At 72.1% G+C, this 21,915-nt stretch carries 19 protein-coding genes; 8 read left to right on the top strand and 11 right to left on the bottom strand.

Annotation, left to right across the window (positions count from 1 at the left end; translation table 11 throughout):
- Positions 1 to 16: 16 nt before the first annotated feature.
- The 9 genes from ACFWW9_RS11130 to pafA form a co-directional block, all read right to left on the bottom strand.
- The gene (locus tag ACFWW9_RS11130; protein WP_390374564.1) at positions 17 to 889 is read right to left on the bottom strand and encodes a diacylglycerol/lipid kinase family protein; all 873 of its coding nucleotides are present in this window, start codon (positions 887 to 889) and stop codon (positions 17 to 19) included.
- 129 nt (positions 890 to 1,018) lie between these two features.
- The gene (gene tatC / locus ACFWW9_RS11125; protein WP_390374562.1) at positions 1,019 to 1,912 is read right to left on the bottom strand and encodes a twin-arginine translocase subunit TatC; all 894 of its coding nucleotides are present in this window, start codon (positions 1,910 to 1,912) and stop codon (positions 1,019 to 1,021) included.
- 104 nt (positions 1,913 to 2,016) lie between these two features.
- Positions 2,017 to 2,334, bottom strand: coding sequence for a Sec-independent protein translocase subunit TatA (gene tatA / locus ACFWW9_RS11120; protein ID WP_390374560.1), 318 nt, complete (start codon positions 2,332 to 2,334; stop codon positions 2,017 to 2,019).
- Positions 2,327 to 2,578, bottom strand: a complete 252-nt coding sequence (locus ACFWW9_RS11115) for a bacteriophage holin (protein WP_390374558.1) — start codon at positions 2,576 to 2,578, stop codon at positions 2,327 to 2,329. The genes tatA and ACFWW9_RS11115 overlap by 8 nt, the downstream gene beginning before the upstream one ends.
- A gap of 18 nt (positions 2,579 to 2,596) precedes the next feature.
- Complete coding sequence (locus tag ACFWW9_RS11110) at positions 2,597 to 3,568, bottom strand: helix-turn-helix transcriptional regulator (protein WP_390374556.1); 972 nt, start codon at positions 3,566 to 3,568, stop codon at positions 2,597 to 2,599.
- Complete coding sequence (locus ACFWW9_RS11105) at positions 3,565 to 4,557, bottom strand: helix-turn-helix transcriptional regulator (RefSeq protein ID WP_390374554.1); 993 nt, start codon at positions 4,555 to 4,557, stop codon at positions 3,565 to 3,567. The genes ACFWW9_RS11110 and ACFWW9_RS11105 overlap by 4 nt, the downstream gene beginning before the upstream one ends.
- 487 nt (positions 4,558 to 5,044) lie before the next feature.
- Positions 5,045 to 5,497 (bottom strand): VOC family protein, encoded by a 453-nt coding sequence (locus ACFWW9_RS11100; RefSeq protein WP_390374552.1) that lies wholly within the window; start codon positions 5,495 to 5,497, stop codon positions 5,045 to 5,047.
- A 20-nt stretch (positions 5,498 to 5,517) separates the two neighbouring features.
- Positions 5,518 to 6,576 (bottom strand): WD40/YVTN/BNR-like repeat-containing protein, encoded by a 1,059-nt coding sequence (locus tag ACFWW9_RS11095; RefSeq protein WP_390374550.1) that lies wholly within the window; start codon positions 6,574 to 6,576, stop codon positions 5,518 to 5,520.
- Positions 6,577 to 6,644: 68 nt separating this feature from the next.
- Complete coding sequence (pafA, locus tag ACFWW9_RS11090) at positions 6,645 to 8,003, bottom strand: Pup--protein ligase (protein WP_390374548.1); 1,359 nt, start codon at positions 8,001 to 8,003, stop codon at positions 6,645 to 6,647.
- Between the two features lie 79 nt (positions 8,004 to 8,082).
- On the opposite strand from pafA, the gene ACFWW9_RS11085 reads away from it, so the two are divergent.
- The 4 genes from ACFWW9_RS11085 to ACFWW9_RS11070 all read left to right on the top strand — a co-directional run bounded on the left by ACFWW9_RS11085 (position 8,083) and on the right by ACFWW9_RS11070 (position 14,318).
- Positions 8,083 to 9,531 carry a bifunctional phosphatase PAP2/diacylglycerol kinase family protein gene (locus ACFWW9_RS11085; RefSeq protein WP_390374546.1) on the top strand — a complete coding sequence of 483 codons (1,449 nt, stop codon included), beginning with the start codon at positions 8,083 to 8,085 and terminating at the stop codon, positions 9,529 to 9,531.
- A gap of 42 nt (positions 9,532 to 9,573) precedes the next feature.
- Positions 9,574 to 10,344 (top strand): MerR family transcriptional regulator, encoded by a 771-nt coding sequence (locus ACFWW9_RS11080; protein ID WP_390374544.1) that lies wholly within the window; start codon positions 9,574 to 9,576, stop codon positions 10,342 to 10,344.
- A 136-nt stretch (positions 10,345 to 10,480) separates the two neighbouring features.
- Positions 10,481 to 11,392, top strand: a complete 912-nt coding sequence (locus tag ACFWW9_RS11075; RefSeq protein ID WP_390374542.1) for a GNAT family N-acetyltransferase — start codon at positions 10,481 to 10,483, stop codon at positions 11,390 to 11,392.
- Between the two features lie 103 nt (positions 11,393 to 11,495).
- On the top strand, positions 11,496 to 14,318 hold the full coding sequence (locus ACFWW9_RS11070; RefSeq protein WP_390374540.1) for an ATP-binding protein: 2,823 nt from the start codon (positions 11,496 to 11,498) through the stop codon (positions 14,316 to 14,318).
- On the opposite strand, the gene ACFWW9_RS11065 is transcribed toward ACFWW9_RS11070, so the two are convergent.
- Positions 14,315 to 15,697, bottom strand: a complete 1,383-nt coding sequence (locus ACFWW9_RS11065) for an MFS transporter (RefSeq protein ID WP_390374538.1) — start codon at positions 15,695 to 15,697, stop codon at positions 14,315 to 14,317. The genes ACFWW9_RS11070 and ACFWW9_RS11065 overlap by 4 nt on opposite strands.
- A 248-nt stretch (positions 15,698 to 15,945) precedes the next feature.
- The gene (locus ACFWW9_RS11060) at positions 15,946 to 17,592 is read right to left on the bottom strand and encodes a hypothetical protein (protein ID WP_390374536.1); all 1,647 of its coding nucleotides are present in this window, start codon (positions 17,590 to 17,592) and stop codon (positions 15,946 to 15,948) included.
- Positions 17,593 to 17,731: 139 nt separating this feature from the next.
- Between ACFWW9_RS11060 and ACFWW9_RS11055 the strand changes: the two genes are divergently transcribed.
- The 4 genes from ACFWW9_RS11055 to ACFWW9_RS11040 are packed head-to-tail and all read left to right on the top strand — an operon-like array spanning position 17,732 to position 21,905.
- Complete coding sequence (locus tag ACFWW9_RS11055; RefSeq protein WP_390374534.1) at positions 17,732 to 18,289, top strand: GNAT family N-acetyltransferase; 558 nt, start codon at positions 17,732 to 17,734, stop codon at positions 18,287 to 18,289.
- A 48-nt stretch (positions 18,290 to 18,337) separates the two neighbouring features.
- A complete protein-coding gene (locus ACFWW9_RS11050; RefSeq protein WP_390374532.1) occupies positions 18,338 to 19,303 on the top strand; it encodes a 3-oxoacyl-[acyl-carrier-protein] synthase III C-terminal domain-containing protein in 966 nt (321 codons plus the stop codon).
- On the top strand, positions 19,300 to 20,649 hold the full coding sequence (locus tag ACFWW9_RS11045; RefSeq protein ID WP_390374530.1) for a hypothetical protein: 1,350 nt from the start codon (positions 19,300 to 19,302) through the stop codon (positions 20,647 to 20,649). The genes ACFWW9_RS11050 and ACFWW9_RS11045 overlap by 4 nt, the downstream gene beginning before the upstream one ends.
- On the top strand, positions 20,646 to 21,905 hold the full coding sequence (locus tag ACFWW9_RS11040) for a diaminopimelate decarboxylase (protein WP_390374528.1): 1,260 nt from the start codon (positions 20,646 to 20,648) through the stop codon (positions 21,903 to 21,905). Before ACFWW9_RS11045 ends, ACFWW9_RS11040 begins: the two co-directional genes overlap by 4 nt.
- Positions 21,906 to 21,915 lie beyond the last annotated feature (10 nt).

The following is a 21,915-nucleotide window of genomic DNA, read 5'->3' as shown; positions in this document are numbered from 1 at the left end:
AATCGACCGAGCGGCCCTAGGCGGAGACGACCGACAGGACGCCGGGGTGGCACTCGACGGACAGCGGGAGCTCCTCGATCCGCTCGCCGTCGGCGTAGCCGACCCAGCCGTTGTCGCCCGCGAGGCGCACGGACTTGGCGCGCAGCGTCCGCACGGCCAGGTGCTCGACGTGACCACCGGTCCGCAGGGTGGGCAGCATCCGCACGAGCGCCGTGCGGCTCACGGCCGTGACCACGGTGACGTCGAACAGGCCGTCCGCCGGGTCGGCGTCGGGGCAGATCGGGATGCCGCCGCCGTAGCAGCGGGTGTTGCCGACCGCGACGAGCGTGGCGTCCAGTTCCTCCACGCCGTGCTCGGTCTCCACGACCAGCGGCAACGCCCGCAGCGCCGCCAGTTCGGCCAGGATCGCCAGGTCGTAGCGGCGGGGACCGGCGGGCCAGCGCATGGCGTTCGCGCGCTCGTTGACGGCGGAGTCGAACCCGGCGCACAGCACGGTCGCGAACCACGTGCCGGTGGAGACCCGTCCGAGGTCGAGCCGCTTGCGCGCGCCGGACCCCAACGCCGACACCACGTCGTCGACCGTGGCCGTGCCGAGGACCGCCGCGAGGTCGTTGCCGGTGCCCGCGGGGACGACGGCCAGCGCCGTGGAACTCCCGGCGCACGCCTGGACGCCGAGGTGGGCGCCACCGTCACCGCCGAGGACCACCAGGACGTCCACGCCGTCCGCCACGGACTTGCGGGCCAACCGGGCGGTGTCCGCGGCGCTGTAGCCGACGTGCAGGTCGAGCCGGTCGACGGCGGCGCGCAGGCTCGCGGCCACCGTGCCCGCCATCCGCGCGGCCCTGCCCTTGCCGGAGGTCGGGCACACCAGGAGGGCCGCGTGCGTCATGTGGCGTGATCCCCATCAGGTCGGCCGGGACGATCGACGGAGCATACCGTCACGGACGTCCACACCAAGGAATTCGGCTGTATATCCCGGAAAAGGAGAGGGCCCCGCCACCGGTGGCAGGGCCCGTCCTCAGGTCGCGTCGTCGTAGTCGACGCGCTTCGCCTCCACCTTGGGAGGGGGGACCGGGTCGTCCTCGACCGACGAGGGCGTGTAGTCGAACGGCGCGGCCTCGTTGTCGTCGAGTTCCGCGAGGCCCTCGGCGGCGAGCCTCTTGGCCTTGCGCCGGTCGTGCACGCGGGCTATCTGGATCGCCACCTCGAACAGCAGCGTCAACGCGACCGCCAGGAACACCATCGAGATCGGGTCGGTGCCCGGAGTCGCGAACGCCGCGAACACGAACAGGGCGAAGATGATGCCGCGACGCCACTTGTGCAGCTTCTCGTAGCTCACGATGCCGACCTGGTTGAGCATCACCACGATCAGCGGCAGCTCGAAGCTGACGCCGAAGATGAGCAGCAGGGCCAGCACGAAGTTGATGTACGCGCCACCGGACAGCGCGGTCAGGAACTTCTCGTCGCCGAACCCGATCAGGACGTTCAAGCCCTGCGGGACGACGTAGAACGCGAGCACCGCGCCGCACACGAACAGCACGGACGCGGCGAACACGAAGACGAGCGCGAACTTGCGCTCCTTCGAGTACAGGCCGGGAGCGATGAACCGCCACACCTGGTTCAGCCACAGCGGAGCGGTCAGGGCCATGCCCGCCGCCGCGCCGACCTTCAGCCGGATCATGAAGGCCTCGAACGGCTCGGTCTGGAGCAGCTGGCAGTCGACGTTGCCCTGGTGCAGCCGGTAGTCGACCGGGATGCCGCAGTACGGGGCGATGACGACGTCGCCGAGGCTCGGCAGGTTGAACAGGTGCCAGCTCCACCAGAAGTAGCCGAAGACGGCGCCTACCGCGATGAAGAGCAGACCCCAGGCCAATCTGCTGCGCAGGTCGTACAGGTGGTCCTTGAGGGACATGGTGCCGTCGGGATTACCCCGACGGCCGGAATTCTTCCTGCGGTCCCGGAGCTGCGCGAGCCACCGGACGGGACTTGCGCCCACCGTCTGGACCGTCCTTCAGCTCAGTTGTTGGTGTTCTTCTGGTCAACGGGCTGCTGTTGCACGACCGGCTGCGGCTGGGGCGCGACCTGGGGCGCGGCGGGCGGCAGCTGCTGCGGCGCCTGCTGGACCGGGTACTGCTGCGGCTGCTGGGCGTACTGCTGCGGGGGCGCCTGCTGCTGCGTCTGGTCGTCGTCCTCGCGCAGACCCTTGGTCTCCGCCTTGAGGATCTTCGCCGACTTGCCGAGCGAGCGCGCCATGTCGGGCAGCTTCTTCGCGCCGAACAGCAGGATGATCACCACAGCGATGATGATCAGCTCTGTAGCTCCGAGGTTACCCACGGTGGTCCTCCTGTCTCCCCCGGTCCGTCGATCGTACGCGGGGCTGTTCCTTGCGCCGTTCGGCGAAGGCCACTCCCAGCGCGGCCGACCGCGCCTTCAGCAACCCCACACCGTTGCCCACATTGTCACCCACTCGGGAGCTGACCTTCGTGAAGTGACGAAGAGAACCGACCACTCGGATCGCGATCACGACCAGCGCGACCACTCCTACGACCACGAGCGCGATGCTCGGCAAATACGGCACACCCTTACCGTACTGGTCTCAGGTGGCCGGCAGGTGCTCTGCCCTGCGAAGCGCCTCGGTGGCTTGGCGGATCACCTCGTCCGCGAGTTCCGCGGGGTGTTCCACGTGCACGTCCCCGCCGAGCCCGAGGGTCAGCCGGGCCATCCACGACAGGTCCGTGTACCGCATCATCACCCGCGCCCGACCCCGGCCGAGTTCGATCACGTCGTCCACCGGGTAGTACTCGCTGACCCACCGCGCGTCGGGTTCCAGCACGAGCACGGCCATCCGCTGCGACGGGTCCGGCTGGTACAACCCCTCCGAGGTGTCGGTCAGCCGAACGTGCGGCGGCGGGGCCGAGCGCTCGTCCAGCACCTCGACCTCGTCGATCCGGTCGAGCCGGAACAACCGCACCCCGTCCGCGGCCCGGCACCACGCCTCGAGGTAGCTGTAGCCCTCGACGAGCAGCATCCGCAGCGGGTCGACGACCCGGTCGGTGATCTCGTCGCGCGACGGCGTGTAGTACCGCAGCCGCAGCGCCCTCTCCTGCCGCACGGCGTCCTGGAGGGAGTCCCTGACCTGCGCGGTCTCCGGGGCCTCGCGGATCGCGAGCCCGACCGTGACGCCCGCGGGCTGGGCCTGCCCGACGGCGGCCTCGATCTTCGCCACGGCCCGTTGGACGGCCTCTGCGTCCAGCAGCCCCGGCGTGTCGCTCAACGCCCGCAGCGCCACCAGCAGCGACGTCGCCTCCGCCGCGGTCAGCCGCAGCGGGCGGCTCATGCCCGCGTCGAAGCCGACCGTCACCGTGTCGCCCTCGAACGACAGGTCGATCAGGTCGCCCGGCCCGTAACCGGGCAGCCCGCACATCCACAGCAGTTCGAGGTCCTTGCGGAGCTGCTTCTCCGGCACCTCGAAGTCCTCGGCGACCTCGCGCAGCGGGATCCCCGGCCGGGCCAGCAGGTACGGCACCAGCGCGAGCAGCCGCGGCACCCGTTCCGACGACGCGCTCACGACCCCACCTCCGCGCCCCGCTGCGAGCGCAGCGCGCCCAGCAGCCGTTCCCGCACCGACTTCGCCAACACCTCGGGCTCCAGCACCAGCACGTCCGGCCCGAACCCCGCGATCCACCGCGCGGCCGAGTCGGGGAAGCGCAGGTCGATCTCCACCAGGTCGCCCGGCTCGCCGTCGACGACCTGCTCGCCGACCACCTTCGCCCGGCGTCTGAGTCCTTGCGCCCGACCCTTGGCCACCCACATCCGGGTCGGCTCGCTGGGCGCCGGGTCGTTCTGCGTGGTCGCCACGAAGCTCAGCAGGTCCACGTCCACCGGCCGCTCGACCACACCGGGCTTGCCGACCGTTCGGACCTCGCCGACCACCCGCGACAGCCGGAAGCACCGCGCCGCGTCCCGGTCCCGGTCGTGCCCGACCAGGTACCAGCGGCCCCGCCGCGCCACGACACCCCAGGGCTCGATGGTCCGCGTCGACACGTCCGTCGCGGGCAGCCGCCGGTAGTCGAACTCCACGACCTGCCCGGCCTGCACGGCGGCGAGGAGCGACGGGAACGCGGGCTCGCTCGTGCGCACCTTCGGCTCCACCGCCGCCCGCACGTCCTGGTCCACGTCCACGCCTGCCGCCCGCAGCTTGATCAACGCCCCGTGCGCGGCCCCGGTGAACTGCGGCGAGTCCCACAGCCGCGCGGCCAACGCCACGGCGGCGGCCTCGTCGGGCTCCAGGTCGATGTCCCCGAGCTCGTAGTCCCGCCGCGCGATCCGGTACCCGTCCGTGGTGTCGAACGACCCCGTCCGCCCCACCTCGAGCGGCACCCCGAGATCCCGGAGCTCCGTCTTGTCCCGCTCGAACATCCGGTAGAACGCCTCGTCGCTGAGCGCGTCGGCGTAACCGGGCACGATGCCCCGGATCCGCTCGGCGCTCAGGAACTGACGGGTGGACAGCAGGCACAGCACCAGGTTGACGAGCCGTTCAGCACGGGTGGTGGACACGCCGCAACCCTAACCCCGAAGCCACACACGACGCCCCCACTCCCCACCACGAGCACCGATGAACGGCCCGTTCACGAGGTGGGAAGGTTTTCGGTGGGCGAACGGGGGGCGCGGGAGCGGATGAACGGACCGTTCACGGCGACGGTTCGGGGATGGACCGCCGACCAGAACCGCGGCCAGCCCGCCATCCACATCCGCACCGACTGCACATCAACGGGCGCTTCACCGCGACAGCTCGGGTTTGAGCCGTCGACCAGACCGCAGCCGATCCGCCATCCACGTCCGCACCGACCGCACATCAACGGACCGTTCACCGGCAGCCCGCTCGGGCCTGGACCGTCGACCAAACAGCAACCGGCCCGCCATCCACGTCCGCCGCCAGCCGCACGTCAACGGACCGTTCACCGGCAGTCAGCTCGCCCCGGCACCGGCGGCCAGGACATGACCGGACCGTTCATCCGCCCCAGACTCGCCGGTGCCGCCAGCCCTAGGACGCGCAGAACTCGTTGCCCTCCGGGTCGCGCATGACCCACCAGTGGCCCGCCGGTCCCTGGTCCACCTCCTGCACACGCGTCGCGCCCAAGGCCTCCAAGCGCGTAACCAAGGCGTCCAAGCCGCCCGGTTCGCTGTGCACGTCGATGTGCAGGCGGTTCTTGATCGTCTTCGCCTCCGGCACGTCCTGGAACAGCAGGCGCCGTCCCCTTCCCACCCCGCTGACCTCGTCGTACGGGTCTTCGGGGTGGCGGATGGCGGCGTAGCCGCGGAACGTCTTGCGGCCTCCGTGCGTCACGACCGCGGCCTCCGGGAGGTGGCCCGCGGCCAGCAGCTGGTCGATCAGCGTGCCCGGATCCTCCACCTCGTACTCCAGGGCGGCGGCCCAGAAGTCCGCCAGTGCGGGCGCGTTCGTGGTGTCGATGACGAGTTTCCAACTCACAGCCATGCGCCCACGCTACAAACCCGCTACCCCCGCAGCACGGCGACGCGCCCTTGGGCACCGGACGCCCAGCACACCCGCATCCACGTGCAGTCCACGGTGTCGAACGACCCCGTGTCGAACGACCGCCAGTGCCGTCCGCCGTCCACGCTCACGTCGCTGCCGGTCGGCCCGACGGCGATGGCCGAGCCACCCCGCCACGCCACCCCGGACCGGTACCCGACCGGGGCTTGCGGGGGCACCTTCCACGTCGTGCCGCGGTTCGCCGTCAGCGCCATACCCACCACGGGCTCAGTCGGTCGCGCGTAGTCGCCGCCCACGGCGATGCCCTGCCACGGCGTCCGGAACGCCACCGCGAACACCCCCGCCGACGGCAGGCTCAGCAGCGGCGTGTCGGAGGCCTTCCAGTGCCGTCCGCCGTCGCCGGAGTGCAGCACCCGCGCGGTCGCGCCGCCGCCGGTGGCGAACCACGCGTCCAACGGTCCGGAGGTCGCGACGCACTGGCCGCTGGCCGCGAAGCCCGCCTCGCCCTCCAGCGCGGGCGGGAAGTTCGACGGGGGCACGAGCTTCCACGAGCGGCCGCCGTCGGAGGTCGACAGGACGCGGAACTGGCCGTCCACCGGGTCGCCCATGGCGAGGCCGCGGGAGCGGTCGAAGAACGCCACGCAGTCGTAGAAGGCCTTCTCCTCGGTGTTGCGGAAGGCCAACGTCCACGACTTGCCGCCGTCGGACGTGCGGTAGATCCGGGACGCGTCGCCGTTGCCGATGGACAGGACCACGGCGTTGAAGGCGTCGAACGCCTGGACGTCGCGGAACTCCAGCCCGGCGGCGTCGGGCGGCCCGACCGAGGCCCACGTGGTGCCGCCGTCGACGGTCCGCAGCACGGTGCCCTTGCTGCCGCTGACCCACGCGACCCGGCCGTCGATGGCGGACAGGCCGCGGAACTGGGCGGTCGTCCCGGTCGACTTGAGCACCCACGTCGGTCCCGCCGCGGCCGACGACACCGCCGGGACCAGCAACGACAGCAACACCGCGACCACAACGCCCAGGACCCGCACGTCCGCCCCTCTCGACGACAAGGTCATGCTGCCGCACAACACGCCGCGAGGGGACCCCTACCGAAGTAGGGGTCCCCTCGCGGCAGGAGAAGAACTCACAACGAGGCGATCAGCCGTTCGACGCGTTCGTCCACGGCGCGGAACGGGTCCTTGCACAGCACGGTGCGCTGCGCCTGGTCGTTCAGCTTCAGGTGCACCCAGTCGACGGTGAAGTCGCGACCGGCGGCCTGGGCGGCGGCGATGAAGTCGCCGCGCAGCTTCGCCCGCGTGGTCTGCGGCGGGGTGTCCTTGGCGGCCTCGATCTCGCCGTCGTCGGTGACCCGTTCGACCTGGCCCTTGCGCTGCAGCAGGTCGAAGATGCCCCGGCCGCGACGGATGTCGTGGTAGGCGAGGTCGATCTGCGCGATGCGCGGGTTGGACAGGTCCATGTCGTGCTTGACCTGGTAGCGCTGCATCAGGCGGTGCTTGATGGCCCAGTCGATCTCGCGATCGATCTTGGACAGGTCCTCGGCCTCGATCGCGTCCAGCGTCCGGCCCCACAGCTCGAGCACGCGCTCGGCCATCGGGTCCGGGGAGCGCTTGGCGACGTGCTCGACGGCCCGCTCGTAGTACTCGCGCTGGATGTCCAGCGCCGAGGCCTCCTTGCCGCCCGCGAGCCGGACGGTGCGCCGACCGGTGAGGTCGTGGCTGATCTCGCGGATGGCCCTTATCGGGTTGTCCAGGGAGAAGTCCCGGAACTGCACCCCCTGCTCGATCATCTCGAGCACGAGGTTCGCGCTGCCCACCTTGAGCAGCGTCGTCACCTCGGACATGTTCGAGTCGCCCACGATGACGTGGAGCCTGCGGTAGCGCTCGGCGTCGGCGTGCGGCTCGTCGCGGGTGTTGATGATGGGGCGGGACCGGGTCGTGGCGCTGGAGACGCCCTCCCAGATGTGCTCGGCGCGCTGCGAGAGGCAGAACACCGCGCCGCGGGGGGTCTGGAGGACCTTCCCCGCGCCGCAGATCAGCTGGCGGGTCACCAGGAACGGCAGCAGGACGTCCGCGATGCGGGAGAACTCCCCCGCGCGGGCGACCAGGTAGTTCTCGTGGCAGCCGTAGGAGTTGCCCGCGGAGTCCGTGTTGTTCTTGAACAGGAAGATGTCCCCGCCGATGCCCTCGTCGGCGAGCCTGCGTTCGGCGTCGACGAGCAGGTCTTCGAGGATCCGCTCCCCCGCCTTGTCGTGGGTGACGAGCTGGGCCAGGTCGTCGCACTCGGCCGTCGCGTACTCCGGGTGGGAGCCCACGTCGAGGTACAGCCGGGAGCCGTTGCGCAGGAACACGTTCGAGGAACGCCCCCACGACACGACCCGGCGGAACAGATACCGCGCGACCTCATCCGGGGACAACCTGCGCTGCCCGTGGAAGGTGCAGGTCACCCCGTACTCAGTCTCAATCCCGAAGATCCGCCGCTGCATCCCTCAACAGTAGGCGCAAATCGCTCCGCCATCAGTGATCCAAACGGGCGGCGTGCCCGATTCGGGCTAACGTCGTCGTGTGTTGAGACGAGTGCGCAAGTCGGGGGCCAGGGTCGGCCTGCTCGACCAGAAGCTGGTGCGCAAGAGCGCGAACCTGCCGTTGACCTCGGCTGATGCCGGGTTGAAGCGGCTCACGAAGACGGCGAACCACGGTGTGCTGTGGTTCGCCATAGCGGCTCTGCTGGCCACGCGGAAGGGGATAACCCGGAAGGCCGCGCTGCGCGGCGTGGTGGCGATCGCGGGGGCCAGCTTCAGCGCGAACGCCATCGGCAAGACGCTGTTCCCGCGCCGCAGGCCCGCGGCCGACCTGGTGCCGATGGCGCGGCGGCTGACCAAGCGGCCGACGTCGTCGTCGTTCCCGTCGGGTCACGCGGCGTCCGCGGCGGCGTTCACCACCGCCATCGCGATGGACTCGCCGAAGACCGCAGCCGTGATCGCCCCGATCGCCGCCGCCGTGGCGTACTCGCGGGTGCACACCGGCGTGCACTGGCCGTCGGACGTGGCCGCGGGCGCGGCGATCGGCGTCGGCGCGGGCCTGCTGACCCGCCGGTGGTGGCCGCTGGGCCGGGAGGAGCCCGCGTCGGCGTACGAGCACACGACGCTGGACGAGCTGGTCGACGGCGAGGGCCTGGTGGTGGTCGTCAACCCCGGTTCGGGCCCGAGCGCCGCCGACCCGTCCGAGCAGATCCAGCAGGCGTGGCCCAAGGCCACCGTCATCGCGATCGACCACCTCGACACCGTGATGGAGGACCACCACCCGCGCGCGCTCGGCGTCGCGGGCGGCGACGGGTCTGTGGCGGCGGTCGCCGCGGTGGCCGCCGAGCACAAGCTGCCGATGGTGCTGGTGCCCGCGGGCACGCTCAACCACTTCGCCCGCGACGTCGGCGTCGAGGGACTGGCGGACGCCGAGACGGCGGTCGCGGCCGGGGACGGCGTGCGGGTCGACCTGTCCACCGTGGAGGTCGACGGCGGCGACCGGATCTGGTTCGTCAACACCGCGAGCCTCGGCGGCTACCCGGACATGGTGCGGCTGCGCGAGAAGCTGGAGAAGCGCTGGGGCAAGTGGCCCGCGGCGGGCATCGCCATGTTCCGGGTGCTGCGCACCTCGCAGCCGCTGCGGATGGAGCTCAACGGCGAGCCGCACCTGGTGTGGATGCTGTTCGTCGGCAACGGCCCGTACCTGCCGAAGGGCTTCGCCCCCACCACCCGGCCGAAGCTCGACTCGGGCCTGATGGACGTGCGCTTCATCCGGGCGGACACCAAGGCCTCGCGGACGCGCTTCTTCCTCGGCGCGCTGCTGGGCTCGCTGCACCGCAGCCGGACCTACCGGCACATGGAGACCCGCACGATGGACGTGCGCGTCTTCGGCTCCGACGTGGCCATCGCGACCGACGGCGAGGTCGGTCCGACCGGCGACCGCTTCCGGTTCCGCTCGCACCCGGCGGCCCTCGCGATCTACCGCCCGTGAGGGCTTGATCCTCACGCAACGGGAGGTCATAGCGTCGTCGTCATGACCGGAAACGACGGTGTCGAGCGGCGGTGGAGCGTCGGTGAGCTGGCGCGTTCCACCGGCCTGACCGTGCGCGCGCTGCACCACTACGACGAGATCGGGTTGGTGCGGGCGAGCGAGCGGACCGGGGCGGGCCACCGCCGCTACACCGAGGGCGACCTCCATCGGCTGTACCGGGTGTGCGCGTTGCGCGGGCTCGGGCTGTCGCTGGAGGAGATCGGGTCGGTGCTCGCCCGCCCCGCCGACGACGTGTCGGCGCTGCGGGCCGTGCTGGTGGGCCAACTGGCCCACCTGGACGAGCAGGCGATCCGGGTGACGCGGTTGCGCACGCGGATCGGCCACCTGCTGACCAGGCTCGACACCTCGGGGATGCCCGATCCGGAGCAGCTGACGACGACTCTGGAGATGATCTCGATGCTGGACGACCACTACACCCCCGAGCAGCAGGACCAGCTGGCCGCGCGCCGCGACGCGCTCGGCCGGGACCGGATCGAGGCGTTGAAGGTCGAGTGGTTCGGCCTCGCGCAACGGCTGCGGCAGCTCCAGCAGGAGGACGTGCCGGTCGACGACTCGCGCGTGCAGGAGTTGTCGGCGCGCTGGGACGAGATCGGCACGGCGTTCCACGGCGGCGACACGGCGATCGTCGCGGCCACGGACACCGCGTACGACGGCCTGAAGGAGACCGTGAACCGGCAGCTCGGCTGGCCCGCCCCCGGCGAGGGCCCCGACCTCGTGGACTACGTGAAGCGGGCGCGCGAGGTCCGGGCGTGACGGACGGCTAGCCGTGCCGGGAGGGGTGGTCCGGGTCAGGCGACCGGCCCACCCTTCGGCCTGTCCGACCTCGACGCGGCCGTCCCGTCCGGTAATGTCGTTGACCCGGTCAACGATTCGGTTGAGGTGGTCAACGGTGACGGTCCCCGAGGTGCGCGCGTTCACCCGCTTCTACACTCGCGTGATCGGCCTGCTCGACCGCGGCTACCTGGACTCGCCGTACTCGGCGACCGAGGTCCGGGTGCTGTTCGAGCTGGCCTGCCGCGACCGCTGCGAGGTCGCCGACCTGCGCTCCGACCTCGGGATGGACGCGGGCTACCTGAGCCGCATCCTCACCCGGTTCGAGACCGACGGCCTCGCCGAGCGCGAGCCGTCGCCCACCGACGGCCGCCGCCAGCTCGTCCGGCCCACCGACCGTGGCCTCGACGTGTTCGCCGCGCTGGACCGGAAGTCGTCCGACGAGATCACCGCGATGCTGGCCGACGTGCCCGAGGCCGACCGGCATCGACTGGTCGCCGCGATGGCCACGATCCGGCGCACGCTCGGCGGCGCTCCCCCGGCCGCCTACGTGCTGCGCCCGCCGCTGCCCGGCGACCTCGGGTGGATCGTGCAGCGGCACGGCGTCCGCTACGCCGAGGAGTCCGGCTTCGACACGACGTTCGAGGCGCTGGTGGCGCGGGTCGTGGCGGACTTCGGCCGGAGCCACGACCCGGCCCGCGAGGCGGCCTGGATCGCGGAGGTCGACGGCGAGGCCGCCGGGTCGATCCTGTGCGTGCGGGACGACGACGAGACGGCGAGGCTGCGCCTGCTGCTGGTGGAGCCGTCCGCGCGCGGCCTGGGCATCGGCGCGCGGCTGGTCGACGAGTGCGTGCGCTTCGCCCGGCGGGCGGGCTACCGGCGGGTGGTGCTGTGGACCGTGGCGGGCCTCGACCCGGCGCGCCGGATCTACCAGCGGGCGGGGTTCGCCCTCGTGGACGAACGGCCCCAGCGGCTGTTCGGCCGGGACGTGATCGGCCAGAACTGGGAGTACGGCTTCCAGGGCGAATAGCGCCCATAGGTATTTCGCATTTAGGCTGATCGACAGGCCTTGATCGGTCACTTACGATCGCGCTTTCCGACTTCCGTAAAAATCGGGAACGAGGAGCTCGCGAGTGGTCAATGCCGTCGATCCAGACACCTCGACTACCCCTAGTTTCAACATCACCGCAGGTAGGCGGATCGAGATAGGCAAGCTGGCCGAAGTATTGGGCCGATTGTCGGATAGCGCTCCCCAGGTGGTGGAGATCCACGGCGAGACCGGAATCGGCAAGACTCGATTACTGGACGAACTCGCCCGAATGGCCGCAGACCACGGAATGGAATTGGTATCAGGTCGGGCGGGCGAATACGAGCGCGATGTCCCTTTCGGGATGGTCACGCAGGCGTTGGACCGGCTCGCGGGCCGGGAGGTCGACGACGAGACGCGGCTGGTGCTCGACGCCCTCTCCCCCGACCTCGCGGCGGGTCTGGCCGGTGGCGCCGAGCGGTACCGGCTGTACCGGGCGGTGCACCGGATGGCGACCAGGTTCGCCAAGCCGCCGGGGCTGGTGGTGCTGCTGGACGACCTGCACTGGGCCGACACGGCGTCGCTGGAGCTGGTGGAGCACCTGCTCCAGGACATGCCGCGGGTGCCGCTGCTGGTCGCCGTCGCCTACCGCGGCCACCACGTGCCGCCGGGCCTGCCCGGCGCGCTCGCCAGGACCCGTGCCGACGTCACCCGCCTCGCGCCCGGCCCGTTCGACGCCGACGACGTGGCCGAACTCCTGCCGGACGCGACCGCGCGCCGCAGGCGGCTGCTGCTCGCGGCCAGCGGCGGCAACCCGCTGTACCTGGACGCGCTGGCCCGCGTGGACGACCGGACCGTGGCCGCGCTCGCCGACCCCGACCACGCCGACCCGGACGAGATGCCCCGACGGCTGCAAGCCCTGCTGATGACCGAGCTCCGGTCGCTGGACGCGTCGCGGCGGCTGGTCGCGCAGGCCGCCGCCATCGCGGGCGACCCCGCCGACCTCGACCTCGTCACGAGCATCGCGGACGCCCCGGAGGACGAGGTCTTCAAAGCCCTCGACGACCTGGTGGCGCTGGGCGTCGTGCACACCGCCGGGTCGCGGTTCCGGTTCCGCCACCCGCTGGTGCGGGCCGCCGCGTACCAGTCGGCCGGTCCGGCGTGGCGGATCGGCGGCCACCGCCGGGCCGAGGAGTACCTGCGGGCCCGCGGCGGCCCACTGCCGCTGCGGGCGCACCACCTGAGCCGCGCGGCCCGGCACGGCGACGACGACGTGATCACCACGCTCGCGGAGGCCGCCACCGCCGCGCTGGACAACGCCCCGGCGCACGCCGTCGAGTGGGCGCGGACCGCGTTGCGGCTGCTACCGGAACGCGCGGAGCGGCGGGTGGAGGTGCTGCTGCTCCTGGCGCGGGCGCTCGGGCTGACCGGCCGGTTGGAGGAGAGCCGGGAGATCCTGCACGAGGTGCTGGAGATGTCCGGTCCGCCGCGCGGGGTGGCGGTACGGTTCTGCGCGGTCGTGGACCGGCTGCTGGGCAGGCTGGACGAGGCACGGGCGCTGCTGGAGGCGGAGTCCGGCGCGGACCAGGACGAGCGCGGCCGGATGCTGGTGGAGCTGGCCGCGACGGACCTGCTGCGCGGCGACCTTGTGGGCTGCGCCGCGAACGCGCGCCGGGCCGTGGACGCCGGGCCGGAGGACCGCGGCCGGCTGGCGGCGGGCACGACCCTGCTCGGGCTGGCGGCATTGCACGGCGCGGAGGTCGCGGCGGCGCGCGAGCACCTGGTCGACGCCGTGCGGCTGGTGGACGGCCTGTCGGACAGCGAACTCCGCGACCACCTGCACGTGCTGCCGCCGTTGGCGTGGCTGGAACTGCACCTGGAGCGGTACGCCGACAGCGCGAGGCACCTGGGGCGGGGACTGGCCATCGCGCGGGCCAACGGGCAGACGCACGTGCTGCCGTACCTGCTGATCGTCGACTCGGCGGTCCAGGCCCGGACCGGGCGGTTGACGCAGGCCCGGCGGCGGGCCGAGGACGCGCGCGAGACGTCCGCGCTCATCGGCAGCCCCGAGACGACGGCGATGGCGAACGCCATCGAGCTGCGCTCGGCGCTGTGGCAGCGGGGTCCGGAGGCGGCGCTGCCGCTGGGCTCGACCCGCGCGAAGTCGCGGTGGTGGGCCGAGGAGTCCGACCTGTTCGTCACGTCCGTGCACCTGTTCGCCGACCGGCCCGCCCAGGCCGTCGAGCACATCGCGCCGCACGTCGGGGACGACCCGAAGGACGTCGTCGGCCTGCACGCGGTGCGGTGGGTGGGGTCGCTGGCCATCGCCAAGGCGCACCTGGGGTCGTTGGACGAGGCGCTGGACCTCTCCGAGCACGCGCTGCTGCTCGCCGCCGCGATGGACCTGCCCTTCCAGCACGGGATCGCGCACCTGACCCGGTCGCGGGTGCTGGCCGAGTGCGGGCAGCTGCCGTTGTCGGTGGACGAGGCGTCCGTGGCCGTGCGGTGGTTCACCGAGGCGCGCGCGCCGCTGTACCGGGCCATGGCGCACGACTTCGCCGCGGTCGCCCTGTCCGCCGCGGGCGATCTGCAACGGGCGCGCGTCGAGTTCGGGAAGGCCAAGAACGGGTACGCCGCGTGCGAGGCGGGGTGGTTGCTGACCCGCGTGCGCAACAGCGAGAGCCGGTTGGGGGCGCGGGCTCCACGGCCGCGGCGGCCGGACGCCGTGGGCACCGTGGACGCGCTGTCGGTGCGGGAGCGGGAGATCGCCCGGCTGGTGGCGGACGGGTTGACCAACCGGGAGATCGCCGCGCGGCTGTTCCTGAGCGCGAAGACCGTGGAGGCGCACCTGGCCCGGATGTTCACCAAGCTGGGGGTGAAGTCGCGGGTCGGGGTGGCGCAGCGGTTGTCGGGGGCGGAGTCGGGCTAGCGGGGTTGCAGGAGTCGGCCCCCGAGCGCGGCCACCGCGCAGAGTGCCAGCGCGACGAACGCCCCGACCGTGTAGCCGGAGTTCTCCGGGAACGGGGACGGGGCGATCGTCCGCGCGGTGAGGATCGTGGCGCTCAGCGCGCTGCCGACGGAGTAGCCGATCGTGCGGAGCACCTGGTGCAGCGCCAGGCCGCTGCTGGTCTCCTCGACCGGCACGCCGGAGACGACCATGCGCGGCAGGACCGCGAACACGACCCCCGTGCCGACGCCCGCGATGCCCATGACGACGAACATCTCCCACAGGTGGGTGCGCGCGGTGGCGAACAGCAGGAGCGCCGCGCCGAACGCCGCCACCCCGGCGGGGAGCAGCACGCGGGGGCTCGCGCCGAACCGGGCGGCGACGGTGCTGGCGGTGAAGCTGAGCACGGACATCGGGACCAGCACCAGGCCCGCCACCACAACAGGCGCGCCGAGGCCGTAGGAGACCGAGGTCGGGGTCTGGACGTAGCGGATGACCATCGACATGAGCATGTACATGCCGATGCCCGCCACCAGTCCGGTGGCGTTGGCGGCCAGCACCAGCGGGGACCGCATCAGGCGGAGGTTGACCAGCGGGTGCTCGGTGCGCAGCTCGTGGCGGCACCAGACGGCCAGGAAGACCGCGGCCGTGGCGAAGGCCACGAGTTCCTGGGGTGAGGTCCAGTGCCAGCTCGGGCCTTCGCTGAGCGCGACCAGGAGGGCGGCGATGCCCGGCGCGAGGAGCGCCGCCCCGGCCGTGTCGAACGGGGCCGTGGCGCGCGGGACGCTCTTGGGGATGACCAGGTACGCCAGCGCGATGGCCACCACGCCGAGCGCCGCCGCCAGCCAGAAGCCCGCGTGGAAGCCGAGGTTCCCGGCGATCAGGCCCATCAGCGGGTAGCCGAGGCCGATGCCCACCACGGCCGTGACGGAGAGGGTCGCCACGGCGGCCCGCGCCCGCTCCTGCGGGAGGTTGTCGCGCGCGGTGCTCATCAGGAGCGGGAGCAGCGCCAGGCCCACGCCCTGCATGGCCCGGCCCGCGAGCATCAGCGCGAACGGCAGGGGGAACGCCGCCAGGACGCTGCCGACCAGCAGGACGGCCAGCGCGGTCAGCAGCACCGGGCGGCGGTTCGGGCCGTCGCCGAGCTTGCCGATCACCGGGGTGGTGAGGGCTCCCACCAGCAGCGTGAGGGTCACCGACCACTGCGCGCTGCCGAGGCTGACGTGGTAGTCGGCCGCGACCGTGGGGATCAGCGGCGCGCCCAGACTGCTCACGACGGCGATGAGGAGGCCGATGTAGACCAGGGTCGGGGTGAGGGCCCTGGGGGTGGCGGCCACCCGTGCGGTGCCGAGGGAGGTCATGGGCGGCCTTCGCGTGTGGGCGGTGGGGCACCCGCAGATTACTTGGCTACGCGAAGTAGTTGGACGTGTCGCGGGTCATGTGGCGCTCGTCGACGCTCCACCCACGTCGAGATCAGCTCCACGCCGTGGCCGTGCCGCGGCCCGCTGACCATGCCCGCGGGCTTGCCGTCCACGGACGGTGACAGGTCGTGAGTGCATACGCGGAGTAGAGACCGCTCTGGCCGGCCGGTCGCGCGGCCGCAACGCGTTTACCGGCCCGTGCCCTCCTCCACCACGGGCATGGCCCGCCACGCGTCGTGGTCGGTCAGGTCGTCCGGGGCCGCCGCGCACACGACGTACCGGCCGGGGGTCATCGCCGTGTAGCGGCCCGGCAGGAGGGCCACGCACTTCTCGTGGACGGCCTGCGGCTTCTCGTCCGCGACGACGTAGCCGACCAGATCCGTCGAGCCGAACACGGCCGCCGGGCCGCCGGTGGCCTCCTCCAGGACCTTGCGCACCTCGGCCAGCTCGACCCAGCAGGAGTCGACGAGCGCCCAGCCCTCACCTCGTTCGACCGGCGCGATCCCGGTGATGGCGGCCACCTCCCCCACCGGCACCTCACGGGAGCCGGACGCGACCAGCAGCGCCTCCACGCCGCGCAGGAAGCCCTCGATGTCGGCGGGCGGCAGGTAGCGGGTGTCGGCGTACAGGGCGAGTTCCACGTCGTGGCCCGCGCTGATCACGGTGAAGTAGAACGCCACCGGGTACGAGGTCGCGGGCAGCCAGGTGAACACCGAGTCCGGCACGTCGCCCGCGGCGGGCGGGGCGGCGTCGACCGGGCGCTCCTCGCCGTGCGCGCCCACGTCGTTGAACACGCAGTCGCGCTGGAAGCGGGTGCCGCGCTCCAGCGCGACGCCGTCCATCCTGGGCCACAGGCGCTTGGCCTCGAACTGGCTGTAGCGGTAGGCGTTCATGGTCGCGAGCCGGACGCCCCGGACCACGTCGTCCACTGTGGACTCGCCGAGTTCGAACGGCACCAGGGCGTCCTGGGCGATGGTGCCGACGTAGTCGGCCATGCCGGGGCGGAAGCGGTTGCCGCAGATGGAGACCAGCGCGCCACGCGGGTTGCCGGTGCGGACTGCGAGCAGGGTGGCCGCCAGCGCGAGCAGGACCGTGGAGTGGCTCACGCCGGTCCTGGCCACGATCGCGGGCAGCGCCAGCCCCGCGGCACGGGACTTCAGGTACCCCTCACGGCACCCCGTCGGTCCCACGACCGGCACGGAGAACATGCACTGCGGCATCCGGCGCAGCTGCGTCTCCCAGAACCTCAACGCCCCCTCGGCCCGGCGGCGAGCGGGTTCGGTGGCCTCCAGCGCGGCCTGGTCGAGGGGCTGGTGCGCGGTCGGGCCGACGACGCGCAGGGCGGGGTCGGCGAGCATCGCGGCGAGCTGGGCGGCCACCAGGGAGATGCTGGCGAAGTCGGTGGCCAGGTGGGACAGGGCCAGCGCGACCAGGTGGGGCACGCCGTCGCGGGTGGCGACGGCGACCCGCAGCGGGAGGTCGACGCCGTAGTCGAACGGCTGGGCCGCCAACCGCTCGCGGAGGACCGGCTCCACGTCGGGGCCGTCCAACTCGGCCAGCTCGACGGTCAGGACACCCTCGGTGGCGACGACCTGCTTGGCCCGGTCGCCGGGGACGATCGTGGTGCGCAGCGCCTCGTGGCGGGCGATCAGGACGGCCAGGACGTCGGCGATGTCGGCCGGGGTGACGCCGTCCGGCACGGAGACGAAGCGGCACAGGATGTCCGAGCGCTCCTGGCGCTGCGCGCCGATCCACTCCAGGACGTTGCCCTGCCCCAGGGTGACCGGCCCCTCGCCGCCGCGGGCTCCGGTGAAGTCGACGCGCAGTGGTCCCATCGCTTGCCTCCCAAGGTCGCAGCCGTGCCGACGGTAGAGCGGAGCACCGGGCGCAGCATGGGGGAAAACCCTTGTTCCACCACGTAATCGCCGCTCGCGGCATGGACCGGGAGCGGTCGCGCGGACAGGATCGGGCGTCATGAGATCAGTGACGCTGCGCCGTCGGGACGCGGAGGAGACGCGGGCCGTGCTGGACGACGCCGTGCGCGTGCACGGCGAGGTCCACGCCGAGCCGCCGTTCCGCGGGGTCGACTACTACTCCGACGAGCGGTTCCGCGACCGGCTCGCCATCGCGGTGCGGCAGCCGGGGTTCGGCCTGCTGGCGGCCGAGGACGACGGCGAGACCGCCGGGTACCTCTACGGGTTCGCGCTCGCCTCCTACACCCGCTGGTGGTCGCCGTTGAAGGACCTGCTGCCCGCCGAGACCACGGCGGAGACCGGGGCCCGCACGGTGTTCATCCAGGAGATCATGGTCCGCAAGCGCTGGCGCGGCAGGGGGATCGCCCGCACCCTGCACGACGAGTTCCTGAGCACCCGCGGCGAGGAGCGGGGGCTGATGTGCGTGGAGCCGGGCAACGAGCCCGCGCGGTCGGCGTACCTGCGGTGGGGGTGGACGCCGGTGGCGACGACGACGTTCGCGGCGGCGGGCCCGGCGTTCGACTGCCTCCTCAAGCCGCTCCGTAGGGTGCGGGTGTAGGGATTCCCCTCATGCTGTGGTCTGGACAACCTCCCTAACGTCTGGCCCATGTCCAGTCGGGTCACCACCTTGGAGCGGATCGCCGCCTTCACCCCGCGCCACTCGATCCCCATCGAGGACGCCGGGGAGTCGTTGGGGCTGAACAGGTACGTCGTGCGGATGTTCCGCAACATCCACGGGTTCGACCGCCTGCACGAGGACGCCCAGCTCGACCTGTTCGGGCTCGTCACGGCCGCCGCGGAGCTGGTGGTCAAGGCGACGCCGGACCCGAGCGCGATCAAGTACCTGCTGTTCGCCCACACCGTGCTCGACGTGACGCCGTCGACGATCGACGCGGCCGACGTGATCCGCGAGGCGCTCGGGCTCGTCGACGCCGACGCGTTCGCGGTCACCCAGCAGCACTGCGCGAGCGGGCTCGCGGCGATCGACATCGCGGGCGAGCTGCTGCGGGCCGACGACGACCCGACGGCCCGCGCGCTGGTGCTCACCGGGGAGAAGCCGGTGACGGCGCGGTTCCGGGTCGTCAACAACACCACCATCCTCGGCGAGGCCTCCACGGCGTGCCTGGTGGGCGCGGGCGGCACGGGCGACGTGGTGCGGGCGTACGCCACCAAGACGCAGGTGCTGCTGTCCGACGGCGTGTACCTGGCCGAGGACCTGGTCACCGAGTTCAACGACAACTACACGGCCTTCCTCTCGGAGGCGATCCACAAGGCGCTGGGCCAGTCCGGGCTGACGTTGGACGACATCACCATGCTGGTGCCGCACAACGTGAGCAAGCTGCTCTGGTGGCGCACGCTCGACGAGCTGGGCATCGACCGCTCGCGGGCGTTCTTCGACAACATCGGCCGCTACAGCCATTGCTGCTGCGCCGACCCGTTCCTCAACTACGCCACCCTCCGCGACGAGGGTCGGCTGGTGGAGGGCGGCCTGTACCTGCTGACGTCGGTGGGCCTGGGCGCCACCTACGCGGCGATGGTGATCGAGCACCGCGGCGGAGGAGCGACGGCATGACCACGGACTACTTGCGCGGCATCAAGAAGGCCCTCACCGGCGGCGAGGACACGCCCCTCGTGCTGGTGTGCAACTTCGAGGCGGAGGCGTTCTGGGCCAAGGGGTACCTGGGGCTGCCGAACGTGCCGTTCTCCGGTTCCACTCGGCTCGTGCAGCGGATGGAGGAGCTGGGCGTGCTGCTGGCGGGCCCGGACGACTTCCTGGTGCTCTCGGAGGACCTGGACCCCGGTTTCCGCCGCTACGCCGAGGACCTCGGCTTCGCGCTGCCGACCGTGCTGGTCCCGGAGAACGTCGAACCCGGCCGTCCCACCACGGAGGACGTGCTCGACTCCCCCGTGCTGCTGGCGGCGTTGCGGGCGACCTCCGGCGCGCTGCTGCCGATGGGCACGACGGCCCTGGAGCAGAAGCTCTCGGAGGTGACGGGGCTACCGCTCGCGGTGCCGAACGCCGACGTGTTCGAGCGGGTGAACAGCAAGGTCTACGGCCGCCGCGTCGCCGTGGCCGGCGGCCTGCGGCCGGTGCCGGGCTTCGAGTGCGAGACCGTCGCGGAGTTCCTGGCCGTGCTCGACGAGGTCGAGCCGCTGGTCGCGCAGGGCGAGCGGGTCGTGGTGAAGGACGCCTACGGCGTGTCCGGCAAGGGACTCGTGGTGCTGGACTCCACGATCAAGGCCTCCGGCGTGCGCAAGCTCGTGACCCGGCGGGCCGCGCGCACCGGGGACGACCGGCTGCACGTCGTCGTGGAACGCTGGCTGCCCAAGGAGTTCGACCTCAACTACCAGTTCACCGTGGGCCGCGACGGCGGCGTCACGTTCGACTTCGTCAAGCAGGCCCTCACCGAGGACGGCGTCCACAAGGGACACCTGGTCCCGGCCGAACTCCAGCCGCACCACCACGACGAGCTGCGGCACGCCGCCGAGGTCATCGGCGCGCGGCTGCGCGCCGACGGGTTCAGCGGCGTCGCGGGCGTGGACGCGATCCTCGGCCAGGACGACGTGCTGTACCCGTTGCTGGAGATCAACGCGCGGCTCAACATGTCGACCTACCAGGGCGGGGTCACCGAGCGCCTGCTGCCCGACGGCAGCGCGTGCCTCGCGAAGCACTACACCCTGCGGCTGGCCGCCCGCACCCCGTTCGACGCCGTCCGCGCCGCTCTCGGGCCGCTGCTGGACGAGCGCGACGGCGAGCGCGTGGTGATCACCTGCGCGGGCACGGTCAACGCGAACGCGGCCGACGAGGCGCCGTTCGAGGGCCGCCTCTACGCGATCCTCGTCGCCCCGGACCGGGCGCGCCTGGCCGACCTGGACTCCGCCGCCCACACCGCACTCTTGACGTTGGAGACCCGATGACGAGCGAGTACACCGTGCAGGGCCACCCGATCAGCGCGCTGGCCGAGCGGTTCGGCACACCGCTGTACGTCTACGACGGCGACGTGCTGCGCGACGTGTACCTCTCGCTGCGCGAGCGGCTCGACCCGCGCGTGGACATCCTGTACTCCGCCAAGGCGAACCCGAACGTCAGCGTGTGCGCGGTGCTCCGGTCGCTCGGCGCGGGCATCGAGGTGTCGTCGCTGGTGGAACTGCTGACCGCGCAACGGGCCGGTGCCGCGCCGGAGGACGTGATCTTCCTCGGGCCCGGCAAGTCCGTGGAGGAACTGCGGGCGTGCGTCGACCTCGGCGTGCACGCGATCGTCGCCGAGTCGCTGGACGAGCTGGAGCTGCTCAACGACCTGCGCGTGCCCGGCGGGGTGAAGGTGATGCTGCGGGTCAACCCGTCGTTCGAGTCCAAGGGCGCGCGGCTCGCCATGGGCGGCAAGCCCCGGCAGTTCGGCATCGACCAGGACGTGCTGCTGCGCTCCCGGTCGTTCCTGCGGTCGCTGCGGCACGTCGAGGTCATCGGCGTGCACGGCTACATGGGCACGCGGATCCTGGAGGCCGAGGGGGTCGTGCACAACACCCGCGGCATCCTCGCCGCCGCCGAGGAGCTGTCCGCCGAACTCGGCTTCGAGCTGCGGACCGTCGACGTCGGCGGTGGGCTGGGCGTGCCGTACTTCGACAACGAGAAGGACCTGGACGTCGACCTGCTGGCCACCGGCGTGAACGCGGCCGTGGCCGACTTCCTGGACCGGCGGCCGGGCTGCCGGGTCATCACCGAACTGGGCCGGTACCTGGTCGGCTGGTGCGGCACGTACGTCGTGCGCGCCCGGTACGTCAAGGAGTCCATGGGCGAGTGGTTCGTCGTCGCCGACGGCGGCACCAACCACCACATGGCCGCGGTGGGCATCGGCAGCTTCGTGAAGCGCAACTTCCCGGTGCGGTCGCTGACCCGCTACACCGAGCCCGCGCTGCGCCCGTACAACATCACCGGCCCGCTGTGCACGCCGAACGACGTGGTGGCCAAGCAGGTCGCGCTCCCCGAGGTGCGGCCGGGCGACCTGCTCGGCGTCGAGCGGTCGGGTGCGTACGGCCCCACCGCCTCGCCCGGCCTGTTCCTCAGCCACGGCTTCCCGGCCGAGGTGCTGGTGCTCGACGGCACGCCGCACCTGGTGCGCCGCCGCGACACCGTCGACGACCTGCTCGGCAAGCAGGAACTGATCTCCCTCTGAGAATAGGAGT

Origin of the sequence: Umezawaea sp. NPDC059074, from assembly GCF_042738955.1 — a bacterium.
GTDB lineage: Bacteria > Actinomycetota > Actinomycetes > Mycobacteriales > Pseudonocardiaceae > Umezawaea.
Note: the sequence above shows the minus strand (reverse complement) of the source record. Positions and strands in the feature narration are given on the sequence as shown.

What these genes read in the sequence shown, in the direction of transcription:
- ACFWW9_RS11080 (WP_390374544.1), top strand. Translation starts at nt 9,574, where the DNA reads ATGACCGGAAACGACGGTGTCGAGCGGCGGTGGAGCGTCGGTGAGCTG.
- ACFWW9_RS11095 (WP_390374550.1), bottom strand. Translation starts at nt 6,576, where the DNA reads ATGACCTTGTCGTCGAGAGGGGCGGACGTGCGGGTCCTGGGCGTTGTG.
- ACFWW9_RS11060 (WP_390374536.1), bottom strand. Translation starts at nt 17,592, where the DNA reads ATGGGACCACTGCGCGTCGACTTCACCGGAGCCCGCGGCGGCGAGGGG.
- ACFWW9_RS11100 (WP_390374552.1), bottom strand. Translation starts at nt 5,497, where the DNA reads ATGGCTGTGAGTTGGAAACTCGTCATCGACACCACGAACGCGCCCGCA.
- tatC (WP_390374562.1), bottom strand. Translation starts at nt 1,912, where the DNA reads ATGTCCCTCAAGGACCACCTGTACGACCTGCGCAGCAGATTGGCCTGG.
- ACFWW9_RS11065 (WP_390374538.1), bottom strand. Translation starts at nt 15,697, where the DNA reads ATGACCTCCCTCGGCACCGCACGGGTGGCCGCCACCCCCAGGGCCCTC.
- ACFWW9_RS11040 (WP_390374528.1), top strand. Translation starts at nt 20,646, where the DNA reads ATGACGAGCGAGTACACCGTGCAGGGCCACCCGATCAGCGCGCTGGCC.
- ACFWW9_RS11055 (WP_390374534.1), top strand. Translation starts at nt 17,732, where the DNA reads ATGAGATCAGTGACGCTGCGCCGTCGGGACGCGGAGGAGACGCGGGCC.
- ACFWW9_RS11050 (WP_390374532.1), top strand. Translation starts at nt 18,338, where the DNA reads ATGTCCAGTCGGGTCACCACCTTGGAGCGGATCGCCGCCTTCACCCCG.
- ACFWW9_RS11045 (WP_390374530.1), top strand. Translation starts at nt 19,300, where the DNA reads ATGACCACGGACTACTTGCGCGGCATCAAGAAGGCCCTCACCGGCGGC.
- ACFWW9_RS11130 (WP_390374564.1), bottom strand. Translation starts at nt 889, where the DNA reads ATGACGCACGCGGCCCTCCTGGTGTGCCCGACCTCCGGCAAGGGCAGG.
- pafA (WP_390374548.1), bottom strand. Translation starts at nt 8,003, where the DNA reads ATGCAGCGGCGGATCTTCGGGATTGAGACTGAGTACGGGGTGACCTGC.